The sequence below is a fragment of the Pseudoalteromonas sp. T1lg23B genome, from assembly GCF_002964665.1.
GTDB lineage: Bacteria > Pseudomonadota > Gammaproteobacteria > Enterobacterales > Alteromonadaceae > Pseudoalteromonas.
Genome location: NZ_PQBZ01000042.1, coordinates 69153 through 90729 on the forward strand (window position 1 = coordinate 69153; position 21577 = coordinate 90729).

Consider the following 21577-nt stretch of genomic DNA (forward strand, 5'->3'; position numbering starts at 1 on the left):
TTGCGGGCAAACCGAAATTTTACTAACTCATTGATTAATAATGTTAGCAAACACCATTATTGAAAAATATTCAATTTGTAAACCCCCTTTACAGTTTTTAATACAACCTTATACAAGCCAGTACATTGCCAATCTAAATCAGTAAAAATAGCACGTTTTATATTTTTTTATCTACTACATCGTAAAAATAATGAAGGCCATCCAAGCTCAACGTATCATAAAACGGTTATGACCAAAACGTTTAGCAGACCACAAAGTACACATCCTGCTGTGCCGACATTGGTAAGCTTCCTTTTTGGCTGCGCTTAGTGAAAATCACATAACTTACTGAATTTAAATAAAATTAATATATGTCGATACTTATCACTCGGCATATTGCTGTCGGTTTTCGTTATTGCTTAAGTTAGTAAATTCATGATCTGTCACCTCGTATAACTGAGTGTTACGCTAAGTAAGAACCCGTTTAATAGCCCACGGTAAAAGAACACAATATAGGTTGAGCACGCACTTTTACTTCAAATCAGAGAAGCTAAAGCAATTCATTAATTGATTGGACGAGTAGATTGATAGGGTAGTAAACTCGTATGGCCCGAAAAATGACGACCATTCATTTTGATGTAGATAGCGCCTTTGTGTCAGCTCAGTATCAATATACAGTGCCAGCATATGGATCAGATTATTACTAACTTGAGGTGAAATACTCGAAGCGACAAGCACAGCTCTCTATGCTCAAGCGTAGTAATGTTTTATATAGATGATGTTTGTAACACCCCAATAAGATAACGTGAGCCCTAGGCAGGGCCAGTACTTTTTAACTGCAAAACAAAAATAAAACCAACCTTTTATATTAATTAAGACTAAAAAGTTATATTTCAGTAATCTTTTGATCTAATCCTTTTTTACTCCATTTTTCTTACACATTTTTTGTGTCTAATAATCGCCATAGACGGAGGAAGATTAAATGACACAACCCACCATCAAACATGGCGATTGGGCAAAAATTGTAGAGTCACGCTCGAAGAAGAAACAAGCAGCAAAGAATAAAAGAAACAATGTTACGGCCGTTTTAGCATTGTTTTTTGGATTCGTAGCCTTTGCAATGCTGTGGTCAATGATTTTTGATAGCACCAACAAAAGTAACATACCCGTGTTAAAGACAGAGCAAAAACAAAGAATTGCTCGTCATTTCTCGAAACAATTCATCATGGGTAATTGGCACTTTTATGATGCTGAATTTACCAGTTCAGACATTAATATTTTAATCAAAATACCTACAAAAATAGCGATGAATGAACAACAGCTGGCTCAATATATAAAAGGTTCAATATGTCCATCGTCCAACAACCGTATATGGCACGATGTTAATCATTATAACCTGTATATTAATCTATTTGTCGGTAAACCGCGCAATGGTACGTACGCACAATGTGATAACCCCAATACTCGTTACACTGGCTAAAGTTGCCAGTGTAAAGGGGGTTAACACTATTCTAATTCTAGACGCGCTTTCTCTGTAATTTCATTTGGTAGTGACTTAGTAACAGAAACTCCCAATTCCTTGAATTCAGAAGCCTGCTTGATCAAATTTCCCTTACCACTGTAGAGCTGAGCAAAAGCTTTGTCGTAACTCTCTTTTGCCTTGTCTAATTGTTTACCAACACCATCCATACTGTTTAAAAACGCATTGAGCTTGTTGTAAAACTTTTCAGCCCGTTGAGCAAGCTCTCGGCTATGCTTACTCTGTTCTTCAAACTTCCATAACTGTTTTACGATATTTAAACTGGTCAACAAAGTCGTAGGGGTGGCAACCAATACATTCATGTCCAAAGCCTGCTGATAGAGTCCAGGATTATGCTTTATTGCTTCCACAAAAGCCGACTCAACGGGGATAAACATAATCACTACTTCGGGAGAATTGAGTCCAGGCAATCGCTCGTATGATTTATCACCTAACTCTTTTATCCTTGCTTGGATAGCCTGACAATGTTCAACCAATGCACTTTGCGCTTGATCAGCGTTGTCTGCATTAACATAGCGAGTATAGGCATTAAGCGATGTTTTCGCGTCTATCACAAGATGGCGCTGCTGCGGTAAATACACAATAACATCAGGACGAAACTTACCTTGTTCGGTAGTAAACGACACTTCGCGTTTGTAATCAAAGCCAGCTCTTAAACCCGCACTATCAAGCACATTTTCCAGCATTAACTCACCCCAATTACCTTGAGTTTTCTTCTGACCTTGTAACGCGGTGGTGAGTCTATCTGCTTGTTCTGTGATCGACTTGTTATTTGCCTGTAAGTGCAGCAGCTCGGTTTTTAACGATGCTCTTTGTTTTAACTCTTCACTATGAATCGCTTCCATTTTATCTCTGAAGCCTTTCAATTCACCTTGCACCGGTTGAAGGATCTGATTTAAACGCTCTTGACTTTGGATATTAAAACGCGCGGTTTTCTCTTCGAATATTTGGTTTGCGATATTTTCAAATTCTTGTTTTAGGAGCGCTTTAGACTTTTCTAGCTGAGCGATTTGTGCTTCAAAAGCCTGTTGCTTCTGTTCGAGAGTGGTTCTTAGATCTGTCAATTCGATCTCTAGCCCATGTGCCTGTTCACGGCTTTGCGCCAGTGATTGCTCGCTTTGTTGCCACAATCGTTGATACTGCTCAGACTGCAGTTGCTTTTCAGATAAACGCGCTTGGTATTGCTCGCAATGACCATGTAATTGTAATTTATCCGCTTGTAACTGAGTGAGTTGCTGCACAAGTATGGACTTTTGTGACTCTTGTTGCGCTAGATTCTGCTCGATAATTACGAGTTGAGAAGAAAGTCGCTGTCTCTGAATCAAGTACCAAGGAAAGGCAAGCAGTGCGCCAGCGCTTGCACAGACAACATGTAACCAACTTATTTGTGATATAACGGCATCAAGCATACTTTATCTCGAAGATAACTGTCTTATACTTGATGATACCTTAGTGAGTCATTACAAGCACTTAATTCGTATCATCTTCCAATTGTTGTGCATCATAACGATATCCAGCACCATACACAGAGCCGATGAGTTTGGCGGAAAACCCCAATTGCTTTACCTTTTTACGGATATTCTTAATGTGGCTGTCAATCACGCGGTCTGAAATATCAAAGTTATCCGGTTGGATAAAGTCTAAAATCTGTTGACGAGAGAACACTCGGCTAGGGGAGTTAAACAATAGAGCAAATATATCAAACTCTACTTTAGTCAAAGAAAGCGACTTGTTACAGATAGTAACAGTCAATTGTGATTCGTCCACAACGACCTTCTGTTGGGTTTCTAAAGTTGGCGTACAACGTCTTAAAATGGCTTTGATACGCATGACAAGCTCTGCGGCACTAAATGGCTTACACACGTAGTCGTCTGCACCAAATTCTAATCCTTTGAGTCTGTCAGCTTCTGTTACTTTAGCCGTCACCATCACAATCGGCACCATGGAAAACTGACGAATTTGTTTCATACACTCAACGCCATCCTGATTGGGTAACATGATATCCATGACAATGGCATCAGGATGATTGTCTTTCACCCAAGGCACAACCTTTGCGCCATCGGCAATATGAGTGGTTTGAAACCCAGATGCTTTAAAAAACAATACAACTTGTTCTGCAATATCAAAGTCATCCTCAACAATTAAAATGTGGTGCATAGTTCCTCTTTGGCTGTATAAATACTCTACTTCGCTTTCAATTGCTTGAGAACCTCTCGGCGTAGCGAATCTGACAAGGTATCATCCAATAATATCATGGTAAGAATACCATTGAGATCCTCACTTTGCGCTACTTCATTTAAGAGATCATAATCACAAGGTGACTGTGGTTCTATAAAATTCAGTCGTGTAGAAGCATTTTCACTACACATAGGTGTGTTTCCTTTCATTTGAATTGACCAAACATCTCTCTTGGTAGGGTTAAAGCGTCAGTGTGAACATTTCACTCTAACAATGTGGAGTAAATATGGAATTTAGAAGAGTACAGCTAAAAATGCCAAGTAATATGAAACAAAAAAGCCAGCTTACGCTGGCTTTATTACAGATGGTAATCAAGGGGGGAAATCAACAAATGCTCATCGCTACCAACAAGCATAATGATAGACTGCCCATTCTTAAATTTAGTTCAAAATTAAAATCACTTTTTATCAATTAACTTTATCAGCGCAATAATGACAACATTTGCTCTTCATCAAACTTATTCAAATTCATAGTCTTATCTTCAAACAATGCATCCACTAATGCCTGCTTTTGAACCTGCATATTAAAGACTTTTTGTTCTATCGAATTGGCCATTATCAGTTTATATACAAACACCGGCTTGTCTTGACCAATGCGGTATGCTCGATCGGTGGCCTGATTTTCTACAGCAGGATTCCACCAGGGATCAAAATGGATCACCGTATCAGCTTGCGTTAAGTTCAATCCAGTTCCGCCCGCTTTCAGGCTGATTAAAAACACGTTACATTTGCCGCTTGTAAAGGCCTGTATGGCTTTATCTCTGTGTCTGGTTTGCCCTGTAAGCATCGTATAAGGTAACTCAAGCGTAGCGCATTGCTGACCGATTAAATCCAGTACCGTCGTAAACTGGCTAAAGATGATTACTCGACGTCCTTGCTCTAGCATCACAGGCAAATGCTGTGTAAGCCAGTCTAGTTTCGCGCTTGAGGCGTCACTATGTTTGTCAACCAACTGCGAGTGACAACAGATTTGTCGTAGTTTGAGAAGGGCGTCCAAAAACATCAACTTGCTGCGTTGAACCCCTTGCTCTTTAAATAAATTTAATAAGTTACTTTCGACCTGCTGCTGAACACTGGCATACAGTTGAGCTTGTTTAGGGGAAAACTCCAGCTCTTTGACAAGTTCAGTTTTAGCCGGAAGTTCCTGAACAACCTGTGCTTTGGTACGGCGCAGGATAAAAGGCGCAATCACAGAATGTAATTCCTTAGCGCGCGCATTATCTTGTTCTTTCTCAATAGGATACTGAAAGTATTGTTTGAACTGCTGACGGGTTCCCAAAATATCAGGCATAACAAAGTCTAATAACGACTTAAGCTCCAATAGATTGTTCTCCACTGGTGTGCCACTCAAACACAGCTTAAATTGTGCCTTCAGCTGCTTTACACACTTTGAGATTTGCGCCGACTCATTTTTAATATACTGAGCTTCATCTAACACAATCGAGTCAAAATCCAGCGCTTTGTAGTACGCTAAATCGCGTTTCAAAAGCGGATAGGTGGTAAGAATAAAGCGGGCTTTATGCACTTCTTCTAACTGAGCTTCACGATTACTGCCATGAATAGTGGTTAACGTTAGGTGCGGAGCAAAACGTGCAAACTCATTCTGCCAGTTACCCACTAGACTTGTTGGACAAACTATTAGACTAGGCATGTTAACTAAGGTGTTATGCTGGTTTATAAAATAAGCTATCACTTGTAGTGTTTTGCCAAGGCCCATGTCGTCGGCCAAAATACCACCTAACTGATGCCTATTTAGAAACTTGAGCCAGTTTACACCCTGCTCTTGGTAGTCCCTTAATGTGAACGTCTTATTTTTACTTGCGGGGAGTAGGCTGCTCGTTTCTTTGGGATGGTTAAGTTCATCTAAATATTCAAGTAATCGTTTGTCTTCACAACTGACTGCGATGTCTTTTAAATTGAATAAGTCTTTAGCAAAGTATAGTGGGAACTTGAATTGGCTATTAGAAAGGTAATAGCTAAAGCGTTCTTTTAGCTTAATAAGTTGCTCATAAGTCGCTGTTGGAACCGCATAAGATTGCTCAGCTATTTTCACATACTGATATTGGTTTGCTAACTCGTTTATCTCAAGGCGGGGTTTCATATCCCAATCGAGCAAAACGGTTTTATCATCAAATTGTACTTTACCAAGAATGTGGTGGTGCCTATCGCGTCTTATCGATAGAGAAACTTTTGGTTCAGTCACTAAGCTTGTGTCACTTAGCTCTTCTACAATCCAGCCTTTGTTAAGTAATTGCGGACGAACTTCATTATTGAACCAATGTTGAGCCTGTTCACTGTCAACAGGCAAAGTAAATAGTCCATCTAAGTTATTCAGACCCAAACCAGTAAGTAACTGCTCACTACGTTTTTGCTGTTTAACCACTTCACTTTTTGATAACTGCTTTGAATTATCTAAAGCAAGCTTGAGGCGAGTGCAATCACCCGATTGGCTCACACTCAAACGACTCTTCAGATTGCCATTGGCCGACTGACTGGATACATCAGTAGCAGCCACACCTGCAGGCGCTGCAATCAAATCATCTGAATATAGTTCAGCGAACCGTTTAGAAACTTGTATAAGCTGCTCGGCCGGAACCGATGGCATTGTTAGCAAATGCGCTATCTCAACGCTACTGAGCTCTGAACTTATACGACCAACCAACATACGCTCGGTATCCAAATAATAAGGAGGGTCCGTTTTCAACAGCAACCAATTCTCTGTATTAGATAGATGCGCTTTAAGCTGCGCGTACTGGCTATCTTGCTGCCAAACAAACTTCAGGGTTTGTTGATGGGCTGAAGACAAGGGCGTTCGGTTATTTTGAAAATATAAACGATTAGTATGTAACAACTGCTGAAGTGCCGCATATCCCCATGCACCACTTAACTCAAAGTGACCCGGTGAATTTTGAGACCGGATCCAAGTGAACAATCTGAAATCATCGTCCGATACCCCTGGCGGAGGTAACTGACTATTAATCTGTTGCTCTGTGAGTGGTCGACCGAGAGGATAGTGACCGTCAGGTCGAAATGCGCTCAGTTTTGGCATCACTTGCAACTCATTGCCATGAACTTCCAAAGAAAACAATAAAACATTGTTGATATCTGAAGGCTTAGCCAGTTGTAATTGCTCTAATTCATTAAACCAGTCGTTGATTAGATAGGCTTCGCCAAACCCGCCAGAATGCTCAATTTTTAGTTTAAGCAGTACCGCCGCGATGTGACGACATTTGGCATTACTAGAACACGTACACTGAGCTTCTACACGCACTCCATTGGCGTTGTTTTCAATGGTGATATGCTGTGAGAATGTATTGCCGTAATTGCCGATAATTTGGGCATCTATTTTTGCAAAATCTTCGCTGTGCTCAAGAAAACTAATCTGAGAGTCTTTAAGGTACTCTTTAGCTTTACTCAGCATTTGAGCATTAAAATACTGCTTCAAAAAGCGTTCTGAAAGTGGAAATTGATTTGCTTGTTCTTGTTTAATTTCTTCAAACAAGGCAAGCAACTGTTCTTTAGACAACTGCGTAGACATCAGCACGACACAAAACTTTACCAATCCGCCCAGTATATGGGATCACAACCCCAAGCAAAAGGGCTAGACACAGATTTAACCAAGGTATTTTACTGGTTGGAGCAGAGATTAGGCAGTTTGCCCATAAAGCCAAGCAATAACCTAGACTGCTTGGCTCTTTGATAGACTAGTTATAGCCAGACAGGATTTTTTGTAGATGTTCTAAGCGTTTACCGGTGAGTACTCGGTTATCAATCTTTATGGTGATGTCCCCAGTTTTCAGGCTTCGCTGTACTTTTACAAAATCACTTTCTAACAGAGACTCATTGCGATGAGACTTATCTTCAAACGTTGTCAGATACTTAGTGATCATCAAAGCACGTTTCTCATCCGTCATCTCTTCAAACATAAACGGCTGCGCGCTTAACTCTTCGAGCATGCTGTTGAACATCTCAGGATCCAAGTTAATCGCTTCAATTATCTTCTTAGCGGCTTCACGCCCGACATGATTTGCTGTTGGATAGAAGTTCAAAACATGTTTTGGAATATGTTCATAGGCCTTAATTGCGTCAGCAATGGCGGTATGTGAAACCCCCTCTATTGCTGCAATTTCTCTAAAAGAGCCTTTCTTTCCTTGTTCCTGTAGTTTGAGTTTTGTGCCAGCATAAGCCTGACCTAACTCCCATAAACTGGGGGCGATATATTGATCTGATGATACAGCAAGCAATTTAGCATCATCATCATTAAAGTCATTAGATGACAAAACGACGTAATCCGCGCCAGCAAAAATACAGGCTTTACGTCGACGAGAGCCAGATAACACCCACTGAATATTATCTTTTTGCCAACAAAGTGCTGGGTGTAAGTTACGTTTATCACTCTTAATTGCAGGCAGTATGTCTGCGACTGAGCGTTCATTTAACAATGACTGCTCACGTCTATTTTGTCCATAAACCTTTGTTTTTAATTCGATATCTTTATGTCTGATCACGTGACAAGTTAGGGTGATCGTTCGATTTGGATCGCTAGGAGCAGGCATAGTGATCACATCACCAACCTTAGCCTGATCCAGTAGATCATCAAGACTGCTTCCTTCAACAGGAGACGCAAAAGGGTCTAATCGAGTATCATTTTTACGTTTTTTTGCCATGGGTAAACCTTTATTCTTATTGCGTCAGTGTTGATTGGGTTGAAGGCCAGTTTGAGCGGATCAACATTTCTAACTCATCAACAACATCTTTTATGTTTTCTTGTGCCTTTATCAATGATTCTCTACTTGCGAGACTATCTGATGTTTTTTGATCAAAGATGGTATTGAAAGAGGATGAGCTTGCCGTTATAGCAGAACTATGGTTGATCGGATAACTCATAACCTGCCTACCAAAGGCGCTACGAACATCTTTAACGATATCGCGCTGCGAATGGTTGCCTTTAACATAGTTGGTAACTAGGAATTGCATGAAATCCCAGCCATCATGACCAAGCGCAGCCACTGTATGATATATCTCACCCAGTCGTTTAAGGTATTTGTTATTTGCATCAAAATCGACCGCTTCAGGGTGAACAGGTATTAACATCGCCGTTGAAGCCATCAATGCATTATAAAACATAAAGTTAAGTGACGGTGCAGTATCAATTAAAATGATATCAAATTCATCTTCAACAGGTTCAATCACTTTTTCATACAATTTATGATAGTGTCGCGTTTGTTCATAACCTGAACTTTCTTTCAACTCAGTTGCGGTTTCGTGTTCGAAATAGAAATCGTCCATACCTGATGGTAATACACGAATATTAGGAATATGAGTAGGTTGAAATGCGTTAGAGACAACACTTTGCCAAGTTTCGCTTTCTTCAAGTTCAATACAATCACGCATTAAATCACCAACCGTTATTGGTTCGGGATCATTGGATGGAAAGAAGCTCGACGAAGAACCTTGAGGATCAAGGTCGATAATACCAATGCGATAGCGTTTAATATTTGTTGTTGCTAACGCTGCGGCGATGTTGACCAAAGAAGTTGTTTTACCACAACCACCTTTCAGTGAGTTGATAACGATAACCTGAAGCTTGTCGCCTTCTTTGCGTTGATCGGCACTAACACCCATTATTTCGGCCATAGCGAAAATATTCGCTAAGGTATATGCGTAATGTCCATTTGCACCTTTTTGAATATTTAAGTGATCAAAATCGCCTTGGTCATGCCTTCTTTTTAGGGTTCGATTATTGCACCCTAATAAGTCTGCAGCAGCCTTCTGCGTATAGGTTCTTAGCTCTTTTTCATCTGTTTTAAGGTGAGCTCTGTAATGCTGAATTCGGCCTTCTAAAGATTGTTCAGCAACTTCGGCAGTGGCTTTCAATAAGCTATAGGTTGAAAGTGCTTTGTTATTAATTGACATACGCGATATCCTTTACTTGATATCAAACATTATAATGTCCATCAAAACAGTAGTAAACAATAAAATACCAAGACATCCAAAAAAAATCTTATAAATACTTTAACTTAAGTATACGTAAGTAAAGCTTAGATATGGTTAAGATATAGGTATTAAAGATTAGAGCTATAAAAATGTAACTTAACTATATAATTAATAAAGAAAAGATCATAAAATACAGATCATCGATTTACGAAGTAAAGATCTGATCTTTATCAAGTCGTAGATCACGAAATAACTAAGCTAAAATCAGCAAGTTAGATTACAAACAGCTTATCAACAAGGTTATGCACATTTATCATGCTATAGATCATGTTTATACTAAGTTAAATCAGTTAGTTATGAACAGAACGCAAAGAATAGAAGTGGTTTTGTTAGTATAGATCGGATCTTTTCTTAGTTCAGATCGGATCCGTACTAAGCGAATGAAGAGTTATGCACAGTCTTTGATAAACCGTCGCGTTGTAGACGATAATTTAGCTTTTTTTATATGCAAACATTGCCTGTGTTCAGGCTCACTTAGTAAAAATGTGATCTCAAAGAGTCTAGAGTTAGTAAAAATGAGATCCAGAATAAAAAATAGCGACCGGATCAGTTTTTTACTAACATTAGCCATTAACTTTTTTAAACGAATATGTTGTTATAAGCTGTCATAAAATTTTGGAAGTAGAAAAATGAGCCGAAAGGTGAACATCTCAGTAGATAACTTGCCTGATTCGTTACGAGGCCAGATCCATGGTGTGGAAAGTGCGATTGATAATGAAAGTCTTGCATTATTTACTGACAATAAAGATGTTCGGATATCGATAGAAAATGCCGCCCATGGTTTAAGAGCTTATTCGAATACCTTCAATCACTATGATCTTTGGGGGCGCTTTGTTCGCTCTGGTCATAAAAAGCTGCCTTTAGAAGATGCCCCGAAAAAAACCATTATAACCAGACGTATTTCTGAAAAAGTAGATGGAATTCTTTACGAAGGTGAAATCAAAATAACGCCAGCGGTTGTCAGTGCTAAAAAAGATGGCGATGATATGGAGTACTTGGTTTGGCCATCCGATCGAGAAGAAAAAGTCGAAAGGGCCCTCATTCGCCTCGCGTCTAAAGGTAAGATAGTAAAGATCAATTTTAAATCTGGTATCCAATATGCGGTAATTTTTTCAATGAATGAGTTGGCTCAAGAATTGAAGGCCGTAGGTCAATCAATGCCTTATCCTCAGATAAAAGAGTCTTTGGAAGCGTTGCAAGGTTCAAAGTTGTCATTTAAATATTCTGCAACTGATACCCGAAATTCAGATATTGACGATTCATTCTACGAATCGAATATGAACTTTCTATCGTCGCTGCACTTTAGTGGCAAAAAAGGTCAGGGCGGAAACATCAAGTGTGTAGCATGTTTGAATGCATTTGTTCATAACATGATCGATAATTTGGAGTATAAAGGATACTACTTCAATAGTGCTCAGGAATTAAAACGCGGTTTGTCTCGCTGGATGATGCTGCGATTGTATCACCTTTGGCGATATGCTGCGCCTGGCAAAACATATCATTTTAGATTACTTTCCATTATGGAAAAATACGGTTCAATCTACTCAACAGATGATATCTCTGAAAATAAATTAAAGGCTCTTCGTCGTGACATGACGACCACGATGAAAGATTTAATCGAAAAGGGTGCAATATCAGAATACAACATTACCAATGTTAAGGACGATAAAACGGGTCAGATCATAGACTACGTTTATGAAATGCATCCATCAGCACAATTTTGTGAAGAGATACTTGCACTGAATAAACATCACAAACGCATCGAAATTCAAGGTGGTAAACGAATAGTCGAAAACGCCGAAGTGATAGACGAAGACACACTAGAAGAAATCGTTAAAAAATAAATTTTTAAAAAGCGCCTTAAAGGCGCTTTTTCTATTCCACTTTTTCTAAGTAGATTCGGTCAACCAGAAAATTATACGCTCGTTTCCTTGGATGATTATCTGTTTTCTCGTAATTTGATAAGTCCCCTAATTTTGTTTCGGGGTGCGGGTTGAATAATATAAATGGCAGAGCCGCACTCACATGATAACGTTTTTGGGCTGTAAAACGAACGTTAACTTCAGGCGATACTCTTGTCGGTCTTCTTATTCTCAATTTACTTTTTGGACTTAAACTACTTACTCGAACTTTTTCTTGTTCTACCAGAGTTTGCCAAGATTGCTGGTCAATCATTCTAGGGTTCGAATAGTTTGATGATCTAGAAAGCATTTCCAAAGCGGCCTCTTTAGATAAAGTTCGAGTCGCGTGTTTGGTCATCCAGGTGAATCTGATGGAGTAGGGAATAGCTGTTTCGCTATGAATTTTTCGATAACCAGCTATGGTTATCAAAGATGGAACGGCATTGTGAACGGCATCGAAACGAGCATCATTATTTGGGATCTGTAAAATTAGCTCTTTAAATTTTTGCTTGGCTTCATTCACGGCATGAAGTCTAGCATTTAAACTACCATCATGATCATTAATAGTGATGAGACCTGGATGTCGCTGAACTACCTTGCCACTGACTTTTTCATCTAGGAATAAATCTTTGTAAGCACTTACTATCTTTTTAGTTGCTTCATTACCAGATATTTTATTTACGCTTATGGAAAGAGGCGCTTTTTCTTCCTGTTCTTTTTCAATTTTAGGTAATTCAAAATATGTTGATTTAACGATATCAGAATCTTGCAACTCTTCACAAAACAAAGTCAATTGTTCATGAAGTAAGTCAAATTGAGCGCGAATTGAAAATTTTGACGTCATTGTAGAACACATCATCCTTTTAGTTTATAGGTTGCTGACCTTGGCTTTGTAGAACAATCGGTATGATGTGTTCTCTTATCAAATGATAGCAGAACTGTAATGTTTTATAAACGTTAGTTTTGCTTTAGCTGATATTTAGCAAAAGATTTATTATGTTGTCGTAGAATCCGTGTTTGAAGAAAAGCTTTTACTTACACTGATGCAGTGACATCAAGGGAGTGGGGGATTTTCTGAAGTGAGTACATACATACTTAACTTACATTGCTCTGTTTATTTTGGCTTTTTAATGCAGCCATTGCTGAGTGATACTTAGTTTGTCTTATTTGTATGATGTGTTCTTTTTTAAGTATAGCAATAAATCAAATGCGAGATTAGTTTTGTTTAAAACGACAATGTAAACAACGTAAGTGGAAAACCTCTTGGCAACTATGTGATAGATGGTAATGAAATTCCTGTCTACCACATGCCGCAATGTAGCTGGCTTCGACTTTACCTGAATCTGTAAACTTTATGTCAGTAACAGGGGAGTGATGGGATGCTATCAATATTATGTTAAATCAGCCGCGATTAGTGTCTTTTCGTACAATAAGCTTAGAAGTTTCTATTTGCCTGAGTGAGCATCCCAATACCAGCAAGTAAAACCTTAGGCAAATTTCAACTTATTCTCGGAGTATGACAACTATTAAGGCTTTGAAAATTATCAGTGCTTTTATGATGAAAGCCTTACTTTAAATGCCACTTTATATCGTTGATTTGGAGTTATAAGAGTTTATTAGCAACTGGGTGCTGAGGTTAATGTTGAAACAGATATAAGTATGATGTGTTCTTATTCTGAAAGAATATTAAATTTTCCTTGATGCCAAGACGTCTATACGTTACTTTCAGTTTGAAGTAATACTACTTGGAATGAGGAAATAGAATGAAACCATGGAGTCCTGACAGTTGGAGAGATCATCCAATTGTTCAGCAACCTGAATACCCCGATCAGTCAGCGCTCAAAGACGTAGAAAAACAACTAAACAGTGCGCCGCCACTTGTGTTTGCAGAAGAGACTCGCAGTCTATATAAACAACTTGCAGATGTATGTGAAGGCAAAGCGTTTTTGCTACAAGGTGGCGACTGTGCAGAGTCATTCTCTGATTTTAATGCAGCTAATATCAGAGATACATTTAAGACATTATTACAAATGGCTGTGGTACTCACGTACGGTGGTAAATGCCCCGTTGTAAAAATCGCACGAATGGCTGGCCAGTATGCTAAGCCTCGTTCATCTGATTTTGAGACCATCGATGGCATTTCGTTGCCTTCATATCGCGGCGATATCATCAATAATTTTGAATTTACCGAAGCGGCAAGGATTCCAGATCCTAACCGTCTCATGACAGCTTACCATCATAGCGCAGCTACACTTAACTTACTCAGAGCATTCGCTCAGGGTGGCCTAGCAGATTTGCATCAAGTGAATCGTTGGAACATGAGTTTTGTGGCAGCCAACCCGTTAAAAGAAAAGTTCCAGCAATTAGCAGATCGTATTCAAGATGCACTTGAATTTATGGAAGTGTGCGGTATTGTCTCAGCAGTCGCACCTAGCTTAAAAGAAACAGACCTGTACACATCTCATGAAGCGTTATTGCTTGGCTATGAAGAGGCTCTCACGCGACGAGACCACTTAAGTGGCGATTGGTATGACTGTTCAGCACACTTTGTTTGGATAGGTGAGCGTACTCGTCAGCTTGACCATGCGCATATTGAGTTTTTCAGAGGTATTAAAAACCCAATCGGTGTTAAGGTCGGCCCAGGTATGAAGCCTGATGAGCTGATTGAACTTATTGATGCACTTAACCCTGACAATATTCCAGGTCGATTGACATTAATAACGCGTATGGGTGCCGATGTATTGCCAGAGAAGCTCCCAGCGCTGGTAAGAAAAGTTCAGGAAGAAGGCCGCAAGGTTATTTGGTCTTCCGACCCGATGCATGGTAATACAGAAAAAGCGAGCACAGGCTACAAAACACGTAGTTTCAATAACATTCTACGTGAAATCAGCCAGTTCTTTGCTGTACACAAAGCGGAAGGCTCATACCCAGGCGGTGTTCACCTAGAAATGACCGGTCAACATGTTACCGAATGTACCGGCGGCGCTTATGGCCTTTCTGATGAAGATTTAGCACAAAGGTACCGAACTCAGTGTGATCCACGGCTTAATGCCGACCAGGTGCTTGAATTAGGGTTCTTGGTCGCAGACTTGCTCAAAGATGCACGTACTAAAGCATAACTAAAAAGGCCGCCAATGCGGCCTTTTTTAATATTTGCGCCTCGTTAGTCCTGTCTCAGAAATAATCTTTGCAGAAATTTCCTCAACAGAATGACTTGTTGAATTCAGATAGGGAGTCTTGTGACGTTTAAATAGCATTTCTACTTCGCGCACTTCAATTCGACACTGACGTATCGAAGCATATTTTGAGTTGGCCATTCGTCCTTCGCGAATTGCAGCAAGGCGCTCTGGGTTGATAGTCAGTCCAAATAATTTATGTTTATACGGCAGCAGGCAGCTAGGGTAATTACCTTTTTCTAGGTCATCTTCTGTCATTGGATAGTTGGCCGCTTTGATACCGTATTGCAATGCCAGATATAAACTTGTTGGCGTTTTACCACTTCGGCTCACCCCAACTAGAATGATGTCAGCTTGTTCATAATCTTTAATGTTCGCACCATCATCGTTTGCCAGCGCATAGTTTACCGCATCAATTCGAAAGTCATAGCTTGCTTCATGAATAGAGTGGGTACGGTGAATTTTTGGTACTGGGTCAACATTCAGTTCTTTTTTTACCACTTTACTAGCAAGTGCCAAAAAGTCATAACATACCCCTTGTGACGAGAGGATGATGTCTGATAACTCGGGGTTTACAAAGGTGAAAAACACCAACGGACGCTCACCACAACTTTGTGCAGTTGTATCTATAAGCTTTTTGATTTCCATTGCTTTTTTTTTGGTTTCAACAAATGGAATGGTTTGGTGATTAAATTCCACCGGAAACATAGAAAGCGTAGCATGACCGAAGACTTCGGATGTGATAGCCGTTCCGTCTGAAATATAAAATGCCGTTCTCATGATAACCTTATTGTTTCAAATTAACTGAATTTTCCCTATCGCGGTTTACGTAGGTGTGCTTACCAGTGTAGAATGCCTGCGACCTCTACAAAAGGTCAAACAATCTCTCACATTTATTACAATTTGTTTTTGGAGACAGTTCCGTGCAAGACTACGTTCTCTGGTATCAAGAGTTAGGTATGCAAGACGTGCCTCGAGTTGGTGGTAAAAATGCTTCTCTCGGGGAAATGATATCTAATCTATCAAACGCTGGTGTACAAGTTCCAGGAGGATTCGCGACTACCGCTGAAGCCTTTAATGAATTCCTTGACCAATCTGGTTTAAACGAAAAGATCCACACCATACTAGATACCCTTGATGTCGATGACGTCAACACCCTCGCCAAGGTTGGCGCCCAAATCAGACAATGGATCATAGATACTCCCTTCCAACCAGCTCTAGACAAAGCAATCCGCGACGCTTACGCCTCTCTTCATGGCGATACAAATTCAGACGTTTCATTTGCCGTTCGTTCATCAGCTACTGCTGAAGACATGCCTGATGCTTCATTTGCAGGTCAGCAAGAAACATTCTTGAATGTTCGTGGCATTGACGCTGTGATGGTTGCTATTAAACACGTATTTGCTTCACTATTTAATGACCGAGCAATCTCTTATCGTGTTCACCAAGGCTATGATCACCGTGGAGTTGCTTTATCTGCTGGTATCCAACGCATGGTTCGTTCAGACAAAGCATCTTCTGGCGTTATGTTCAGTATCGATACCGAATCAGGTTTCGAAGATGTCGTGTTCGTAACATCAAGCTACGGTTTAGGAGAGATGGTTGTACAGGGTGCTGTTAACCCAGATGAATTTTACGTCCATAAGCCAACCCTTAACAAAGGCCTACCGGCCGTTGTACGTCGTAACATTGGCTCCAAAGCAATTCAAATGATTTACTCAAGTGATGAATCACACGGTAAGCAGGTTGAAATCGTAGATATGGATCCAGCGAAATCTGCGCAATTCTCTATTACCGATGACGAAGTGCAAGAACTCGCTAAACAAGCCGTTATCATAGAGAAACACTATGGCCGTCCAATGGATATTGAGTGGGCTAAAGATGGTAACGACGGCAAGCTTTATATCGTTCAAGCGCGTCCAGAAACTGTTCGTTCAAACGAAGACGCGAATGTGATGGAGCGTTTCCAACTTAAAGCACAGTCAAACGTAGTTGCAGAAGGTCGTGCTATCGGTCATAAGATCGGAGCAGGTGTTGTTCGAGTCTTAAACTCAATTGACGAAATGGACAAAGTGCAACAAGGTGACGTACTCGTTACCGACATGACCGACCCAGATTGGGAGCCGATCATGAAGCGCGCGGCAGCTATCGTTACAAACCGCGGTGGCCGTACATGTCACGCTGCAATTATCGCCCGTGAATTAGGTATTCCTGCTGTTGTAGGTTGTGGAAACGCAACTGACCTTATCAGCAATAACCAACACGTAACGGTATCATGTGCCGAAGGCGATACTGGCTATATCTATGAGGGCGAATTGGAGTATGAAGTTATTTCGTCACGTGTTGATGAAATGCCAGAATTACCAATGAAGATAATGATGAACGTAGGGAATCCTGACCGTGCGTTCGACTTTGCAAGATTACCGCATGCGGGGATCGGTCTGGCGCGTTTAGAGTTTATCATCAACCGTATGATTGGTGTTCACCCTAAAGCTCTTATCAACTTTGATAGCCAACCTGCTGATTTACAAGCAGAGATCAACGAGATTATTGCAGGCTATGAGTCTCCTGTTGAATTCTACATCGCTAAACTTGTTGAAGGTATCGCTACATTAGGATGTGCCTTTGCACCTGAGCGCGTTATCGTTCGTATGTCTGACTTTAAATCGAACGAGTATGCAAACCTTGTTGGTGGTCAGCAATATGAGCCTGAAGAAGAAAACCCAATGATCGGTTTCCGTGGTGCTTCTCGCTATATTTCTGAAGACTTCCGCGAGTGTTTTGCACTTGAATGTGAAGCAATTAAACGCGTACGCAACGGTATGGGTTTAACTAATGTTGAGATCATGATCCCATTCGTTCGTACGCTAGAAGAAGCGGCTCAAGTTATCGAACTACTTGAAGCGCACGGCTTAAAGCGTGGTGAGAATGGTCTGAAAGTTATCATGATGTGTGAGTTGCCTTCAAATGCGCTACTTGCTGAAGAATTTCTTGAATACTTCGACGGTTTCTCAATCGGCTCTAACGATTTAACTCAGCTTACTCTAGGTCTTGACCGTGACTCAGGATTAATCGCGCATCTATTTGATGAACGTAATCCTGCTATCAAAAAGCTACTTTCAATGGCTATCAAAACAGCCAAAGAAAAGGGTAAGTATGTAGGTATTTGTGGCCAAGGTCCTTCAGATCATGAAGACTTTGCAGCTTGGTTGGTAGAGCAGGGTATCGACTCTGTTTCACTGAACCCAGACACCGTTTTAGAAACTTGGTTATACTTGGCTGATAAGCTAAAAGGTTAACCAAATCTGCCATATAAAAGGCCGGTGTTTACCGGCCTTTTTTATTTATTACTTTAGTCTATCTAGCTTGTAACATGCTTTAGTAAATATTGACTGTACCTTCTTTAACCAAGTTCGAGCCCTTGGGTAATACATCGAGTAACATACCAACGCCGCAAGCAAAAACACCACTGATGGCCCAGGAACAATAATAAAAACAAGCGCCAATAGCACAAATAGACTACCAAGAAGCAAAATACATATTTTTTTCATCGGTAATTCTCCAAACGTTACCTTTCTAATATAGGGAAAAGAATGTGTCAGAGTTTTCATAAGATGTAACAAAGATTAAATTTCTCAATTTTTTAAATCTAACTACATGATACAATGTGTCAAAAGCAATAATTTATTACCATCATGATCGCCAATATAAGTCAGCAAGATACAGCAAACGAATTATTAAACGACTATCTTAGCACTATAAAAAGTGCAGGGTTTGGGGGTGAAACTGATTGTAGCTATGGGACGAGACTCGTAAACTCAACTGATAACAGTATTTATCAAAACGTCCCTCAGGCAGTTATCTTCCCTAAGAATAATAAAGACATCCAAACGGCGTTACAGTGTGCCGCTCAGGACCCGTTTTTATCTCTGACATTTGGCCCTCGCGGCGGCGGAACTGGTACAAACGGACAATCTCTAACACCGGGTATCGTTATCGATCTTTCTCGCCACATGCGTGAAATTTTAGAAATCAATGTTGAAGAACGTTGGGTACGCGTCCAAGCAGGTGTGATTAAAGATCAGTTGAATGACTTTCTAAGACCTTATGGCTTCTTTTTTGCGCCTGATTTATCTACCAGTAATAGAGCGACCGTCGGTGGTATGGTCAATACAGACGCATCAGGCCAAGGCTCTCTGGTATACGGTAAAACCAGTGATCATGTATTAGGTCTTAAAACCTTTCTGGTTGATGGCACTGAACTAAATACCAGCAGAATAGCAACAGAGAAAGCACAAATTATTGCCGAGCAAGACAATCGGGTTGCGCAAATCTATTCACAAGTACTCGCATCTTGTAAACCTAACCGCGATCTAATTCTAGCCAAGTTTCCACGACTAAATCGGTTTTTAACTGGCTACGATTTAGAAAATGTATTTAACGAGGACCTAACTACTTTCGACCTTTCCCGTATTATCACAGGTTCAGAAGGTTCGTTGGGGGTAGTGACCGAAGCGAAACTCAACATTACCCCAATTGCGCCATATAAAACGCTCATCAATATTAAATATGATAGTTTTGATTCAGCGCTTAGAAATTCACCATTTCTAGTAGACGCTCAAGCTACCTCTGTCGAAACTGTCGACAGCAAAGTATTGAACCTTGCTAAAGAAGATATCATCTGGCATTCAGTATCGGACTTAATAACCGATGTACCTGGCATAGACATGCAAGGTCTAAACATGGTTGAATTTAATGGTGAAACTGCCGATGAAATGGATGACAAAATATCTGACTTGTGCAGTAAACTTGATGCTCTAATTGCCAACAAAGAAGCAGGGGTTATAGGCTATCAACTTACTAATAACAAAGAAGATATTTTAAAAATCTATGCGATGCGTAAAAAGTCAGTTGGTCTATTAGGTAACACTAAAGGCAAGCAAAAACCGCTGGCATTTGCTGAAGATACCGCTGTGCCACCGGAAAATTTAGCTGACTTTATTGCTGAGTTTAGAGCACTTCTCGACTCCCATAATCTGCAATATGGTATGTTTGGTCATGTGGATGCGGGTGTACTTCATGTTCGTCCAGCACTTGATATGTGTGATCCTGAACAAGAAAAGCTATTGCGTACCATTTCAGATCAAGTGGTTGCCCTTACGGCTAAATATGGTGGCTTGATGTGGGGTGAACACGGTAAAGGCTATCGCAGCGAGTATGGACCAGAATTTTTTGGCGAGCAATTGTTCAATGAGTTGCGCAAAATCAAGTCGGCTTTTGATAAAGATAACCGCTTAAACCCCGGTAAAATATGTACTCCATTTGAAAGTGAAGACTCACTAGTTAGCGTTGATGATCAAAAGCGGGCTTGGTTCGACAAGCGTATTGATATTGATGTACGTGACAGTTATGAAAATGCAATGAACTGTAATGGTAATGGCCTTTGCTTTAATTATGATGAAGCGTCGCCTATGTGTCCCTCTTATAAAGTCACAAAAGATAGACGCCATTCACCAAAAGGGCGAGCGAGTCTGATCCGAGAATGGTTGAGGCTACAGCAAAAAGCCAATGTGGATGTGCTAGATATAGAAAAGCAGCTCATTCATAAAGAGAACGATACAACTAGGTGGGAACGCTTTAGAAATAGTAGCGCCAAAAAGCAGGGGCTTTATGATTTTTCTCATGAAGTAAAAGAATCCATGGATGAATGTTTAGCCTGTAAAGCCTGTACCACGGCTTGCCCTATCAAAGTGGATGTACCAAGTTTTAGAGCTCGCTTTTTAAATTTGTATCACAGTCGATATAACCGCCCACTTAAAGATTATTTAGTCGCAAATATCGAAACGATGGCGCCGATTTTGTCAAAGTTTGCGTCTGTCGTTAATCCAGTGGTATCAAGCAAACTTGTATCGGGTTCGATAAAACGCATCATTGGCTATGTTGACACACCCATGCTGAGCACACCTTCACTGCAACGTCGAGTTGAAGAAAAATATCAATACAGTGATGCTTTGCTTGAAAATATGAGTGAACAAGAAAAGCAAAATGCAGTGTTTATCGTACAAGACCCATTTACCAGTTATTATGAAGCGGAACTTGTTGCATCGTGCGTTGATGTGATCGAAGCGCTAGGGAAGCAACCGATTCTGTTACCATTTGTACCAAATGGTAAGGCACAACATGTTAAAGGTTTCTTAAAGGCTTTCACTAAAACAGCAAATAAAGCTTCTGAGTTTCTAAACCAACTTGCTCAACATAATATTCCCATGATTGGCCTGGATGCGTCTTTAGTTATGGTGTATCGAGATGAATACAAACAATTTGTAACGCATGGCGATATCGAGTTTTCTGTACAGTTGGCTCATGAATGGTTGCAAAGTCAGGATTGGTCAAAACTAGTTGTAAATGTTGAACCTGCTGCACAATATACTTTATTGACTCACTGTACCGAGACTACCGCTTTGCCAAACACGTCTAAAGTATGGCAGGACATTTTTTCGCAGTTAGGTCTAAAACTCATTACGCCAAATACAGGTTGTTGCGGAATGGCGGGGACTTATGGCCATGAGTTACAAAACCAGCAAAATAGTCGCATGCTTTATGAAATGTCTTGGCAAAGTAATGTTCAAGCAGTATCGCCAGATAAATTACTGGCAACTGGCTTTTCATGTAGATGTCAGGTCAAGCGTTATGAACAACAAAAGCCATTACACCCGATAGAATTTATTGCACGCTCTATAAGTTAAT

At 40.2% G+C, this 21577-nt stretch carries 15 protein-coding genes; 6 read left to right on the forward strand and 9 right to left on the reverse strand.

Going from position 1 to position 21577, the window contains the following annotated elements; translation table 11 throughout:
• Positions 1–961 precede the first annotated feature (961 nt).
• Positions 962–1459: a hypothetical protein gene (locus C2M32_RS16905; protein WP_105169499.1), complete on the forward strand. Its 498-nt coding sequence runs from the start codon at positions 962–964 to the stop codon at positions 1457–1459.
• A 26-nt stretch (positions 1460–1485) separates the two neighbouring features.
• Here the strand turns inward: C2M32_RS16905 and rmuC are convergent, their stop codons facing one another.
• The 3 genes from rmuC to C2M32_RS16920 all read right to left on the reverse strand — a co-directional run bounded on the left by rmuC (position 1486) and on the right by C2M32_RS16920 (position 3888).
• Positions 1486–2928: a DNA recombination protein RmuC gene (gene rmuC / locus C2M32_RS16910; RefSeq protein WP_105169500.1), complete on the reverse strand. Its 1443-nt coding sequence runs from the start codon at positions 2926–2928 to the stop codon at positions 1486–1488.
• A gap of 61 nt (positions 2929–2989) precedes the next feature.
• Positions 2990–3676 carry a response regulator gene (locus tag C2M32_RS16915; RefSeq protein ID WP_105169501.1) on the reverse strand — a complete coding sequence of 229 codons (687 nt, stop codon included), beginning with the start codon at positions 3674–3676 and terminating at the stop codon, positions 2990–2992.
• Positions 3677–3702: 26 nt separating this feature from the next.
• A complete protein-coding gene (locus tag C2M32_RS16920) occupies positions 3703–3888 on the reverse strand; it encodes a hypothetical protein (protein WP_105169502.1) in 186 nt (61 codons plus the stop codon).
• A gap of 95 nt (positions 3889–3983) precedes the next feature.
• Between C2M32_RS16920 and C2M32_RS16925 the strand changes: the two genes are divergently transcribed.
• On the forward strand, positions 3984–4172 hold the full coding sequence (locus C2M32_RS16925; RefSeq protein WP_105169503.1) for a hypothetical protein: 189 nt from the start codon (positions 3984–3986) through the stop codon (positions 4170–4172).
• Between the two features lie 5 nt (positions 4173–4177).
• Here C2M32_RS16925 and C2M32_RS16930 read toward each other — a convergent pair whose 3' ends face one another.
• The 3 genes from C2M32_RS16930 to C2M32_RS16940 form a co-directional block, all read right to left on the reverse strand.
• Positions 4178–7294: a DEAD/DEAH box helicase gene (locus C2M32_RS16930; RefSeq protein WP_105169504.1), complete on the reverse strand. Its 3117-nt coding sequence runs from the start codon at positions 7292–7294 to the stop codon at positions 4178–4180.
• Between the two features lie 166 nt (positions 7295–7460).
• A complete protein-coding gene (locus tag C2M32_RS16935) occupies positions 7461–8423 on the reverse strand; it encodes a transcriptional regulator (RefSeq protein WP_105169505.1) in 963 nt (320 codons plus the stop codon).
• 16 nt (positions 8424–8439) lie between these two features.
• Complete coding sequence (locus C2M32_RS16940; RefSeq protein WP_105169506.1) at positions 8440–9672, reverse strand: AAA family ATPase; 1233 nt, start codon at positions 9670–9672, stop codon at positions 8440–8442.
• Positions 9673–10382: 710 nt separating this feature from the next.
• On the opposite strand from C2M32_RS16940, the gene C2M32_RS16945 reads away from it, so the two are divergent.
• The gene (locus tag C2M32_RS16945; RefSeq protein WP_070985884.1) at positions 10383–11597 is read left to right on the forward strand and encodes a replication protein A; all 1215 of its coding nucleotides are present in this window, start codon (positions 10383–10385) and stop codon (positions 11595–11597) included.
• 31 nt (positions 11598–11628) lie between these two features.
• On the opposite strand, the gene C2M32_RS16950 is transcribed toward C2M32_RS16945, so the two are convergent.
• Positions 11629–12498, reverse strand: a complete 870-nt coding sequence (locus C2M32_RS16950; protein WP_105169507.1) for a DNA replication terminus site-binding protein — start codon at positions 12496–12498, stop codon at positions 11629–11631.
• A gap of 919 nt (positions 12499–13417) precedes the next feature.
• Between C2M32_RS16950 and C2M32_RS16955 the strand changes: the two genes are divergently transcribed.
• The gene (locus C2M32_RS16955) at positions 13418–14773 is read left to right on the forward strand and encodes a class II 3-deoxy-7-phosphoheptulonate synthase (RefSeq protein ID WP_105169508.1); all 1356 of its coding nucleotides are present in this window, start codon (positions 13418–13420) and stop codon (positions 14771–14773) included.
• A 27-nt stretch (positions 14774–14800) separates the two neighbouring features.
• Here the strand turns inward: C2M32_RS16955 and ppsR are convergent, their stop codons facing one another.
• Positions 14801–15610: a posphoenolpyruvate synthetase regulatory kinase/phosphorylase PpsR gene (ppsR, locus tag C2M32_RS16960; RefSeq protein WP_105169509.1), complete on the reverse strand. Its 810-nt coding sequence runs from the start codon at positions 15608–15610 to the stop codon at positions 14801–14803.
• A 143-nt stretch (positions 15611–15753) separates the two neighbouring features.
• Here ppsR and ppsA point away from each other — a divergent pair, with 143 nt between their 5' ends.
• The gene (gene ppsA / locus C2M32_RS16965; protein WP_105169510.1) at positions 15754–18129 is read left to right on the forward strand and encodes a phosphoenolpyruvate synthase; all 2376 of its coding nucleotides are present in this window, start codon (positions 15754–15756) and stop codon (positions 18127–18129) included.
• A 48-nt stretch (positions 18130–18177) separates the two neighbouring features.
• Here ppsA and C2M32_RS16970 read toward each other — a convergent pair whose 3' ends face one another.
• Complete coding sequence (locus C2M32_RS16970; protein ID WP_325047878.1) at positions 18178–18441, reverse strand: PGPGW domain-containing protein; 264 nt, start codon at positions 18439–18441, stop codon at positions 18178–18180.
• 84 nt (positions 18442–18525) lie between these two features.
• Between C2M32_RS16970 and ydiJ the strand changes: the two genes are divergently transcribed.
• On the forward strand, positions 18526–21576 hold the full coding sequence (gene ydiJ / locus C2M32_RS16975) for a D-2-hydroxyglutarate dehydrogenase YdiJ (protein ID WP_105169512.1): 3051 nt from the start codon (positions 18526–18528) through the stop codon (positions 21574–21576).
• Position 21577 lies beyond the last annotated feature (1 nt).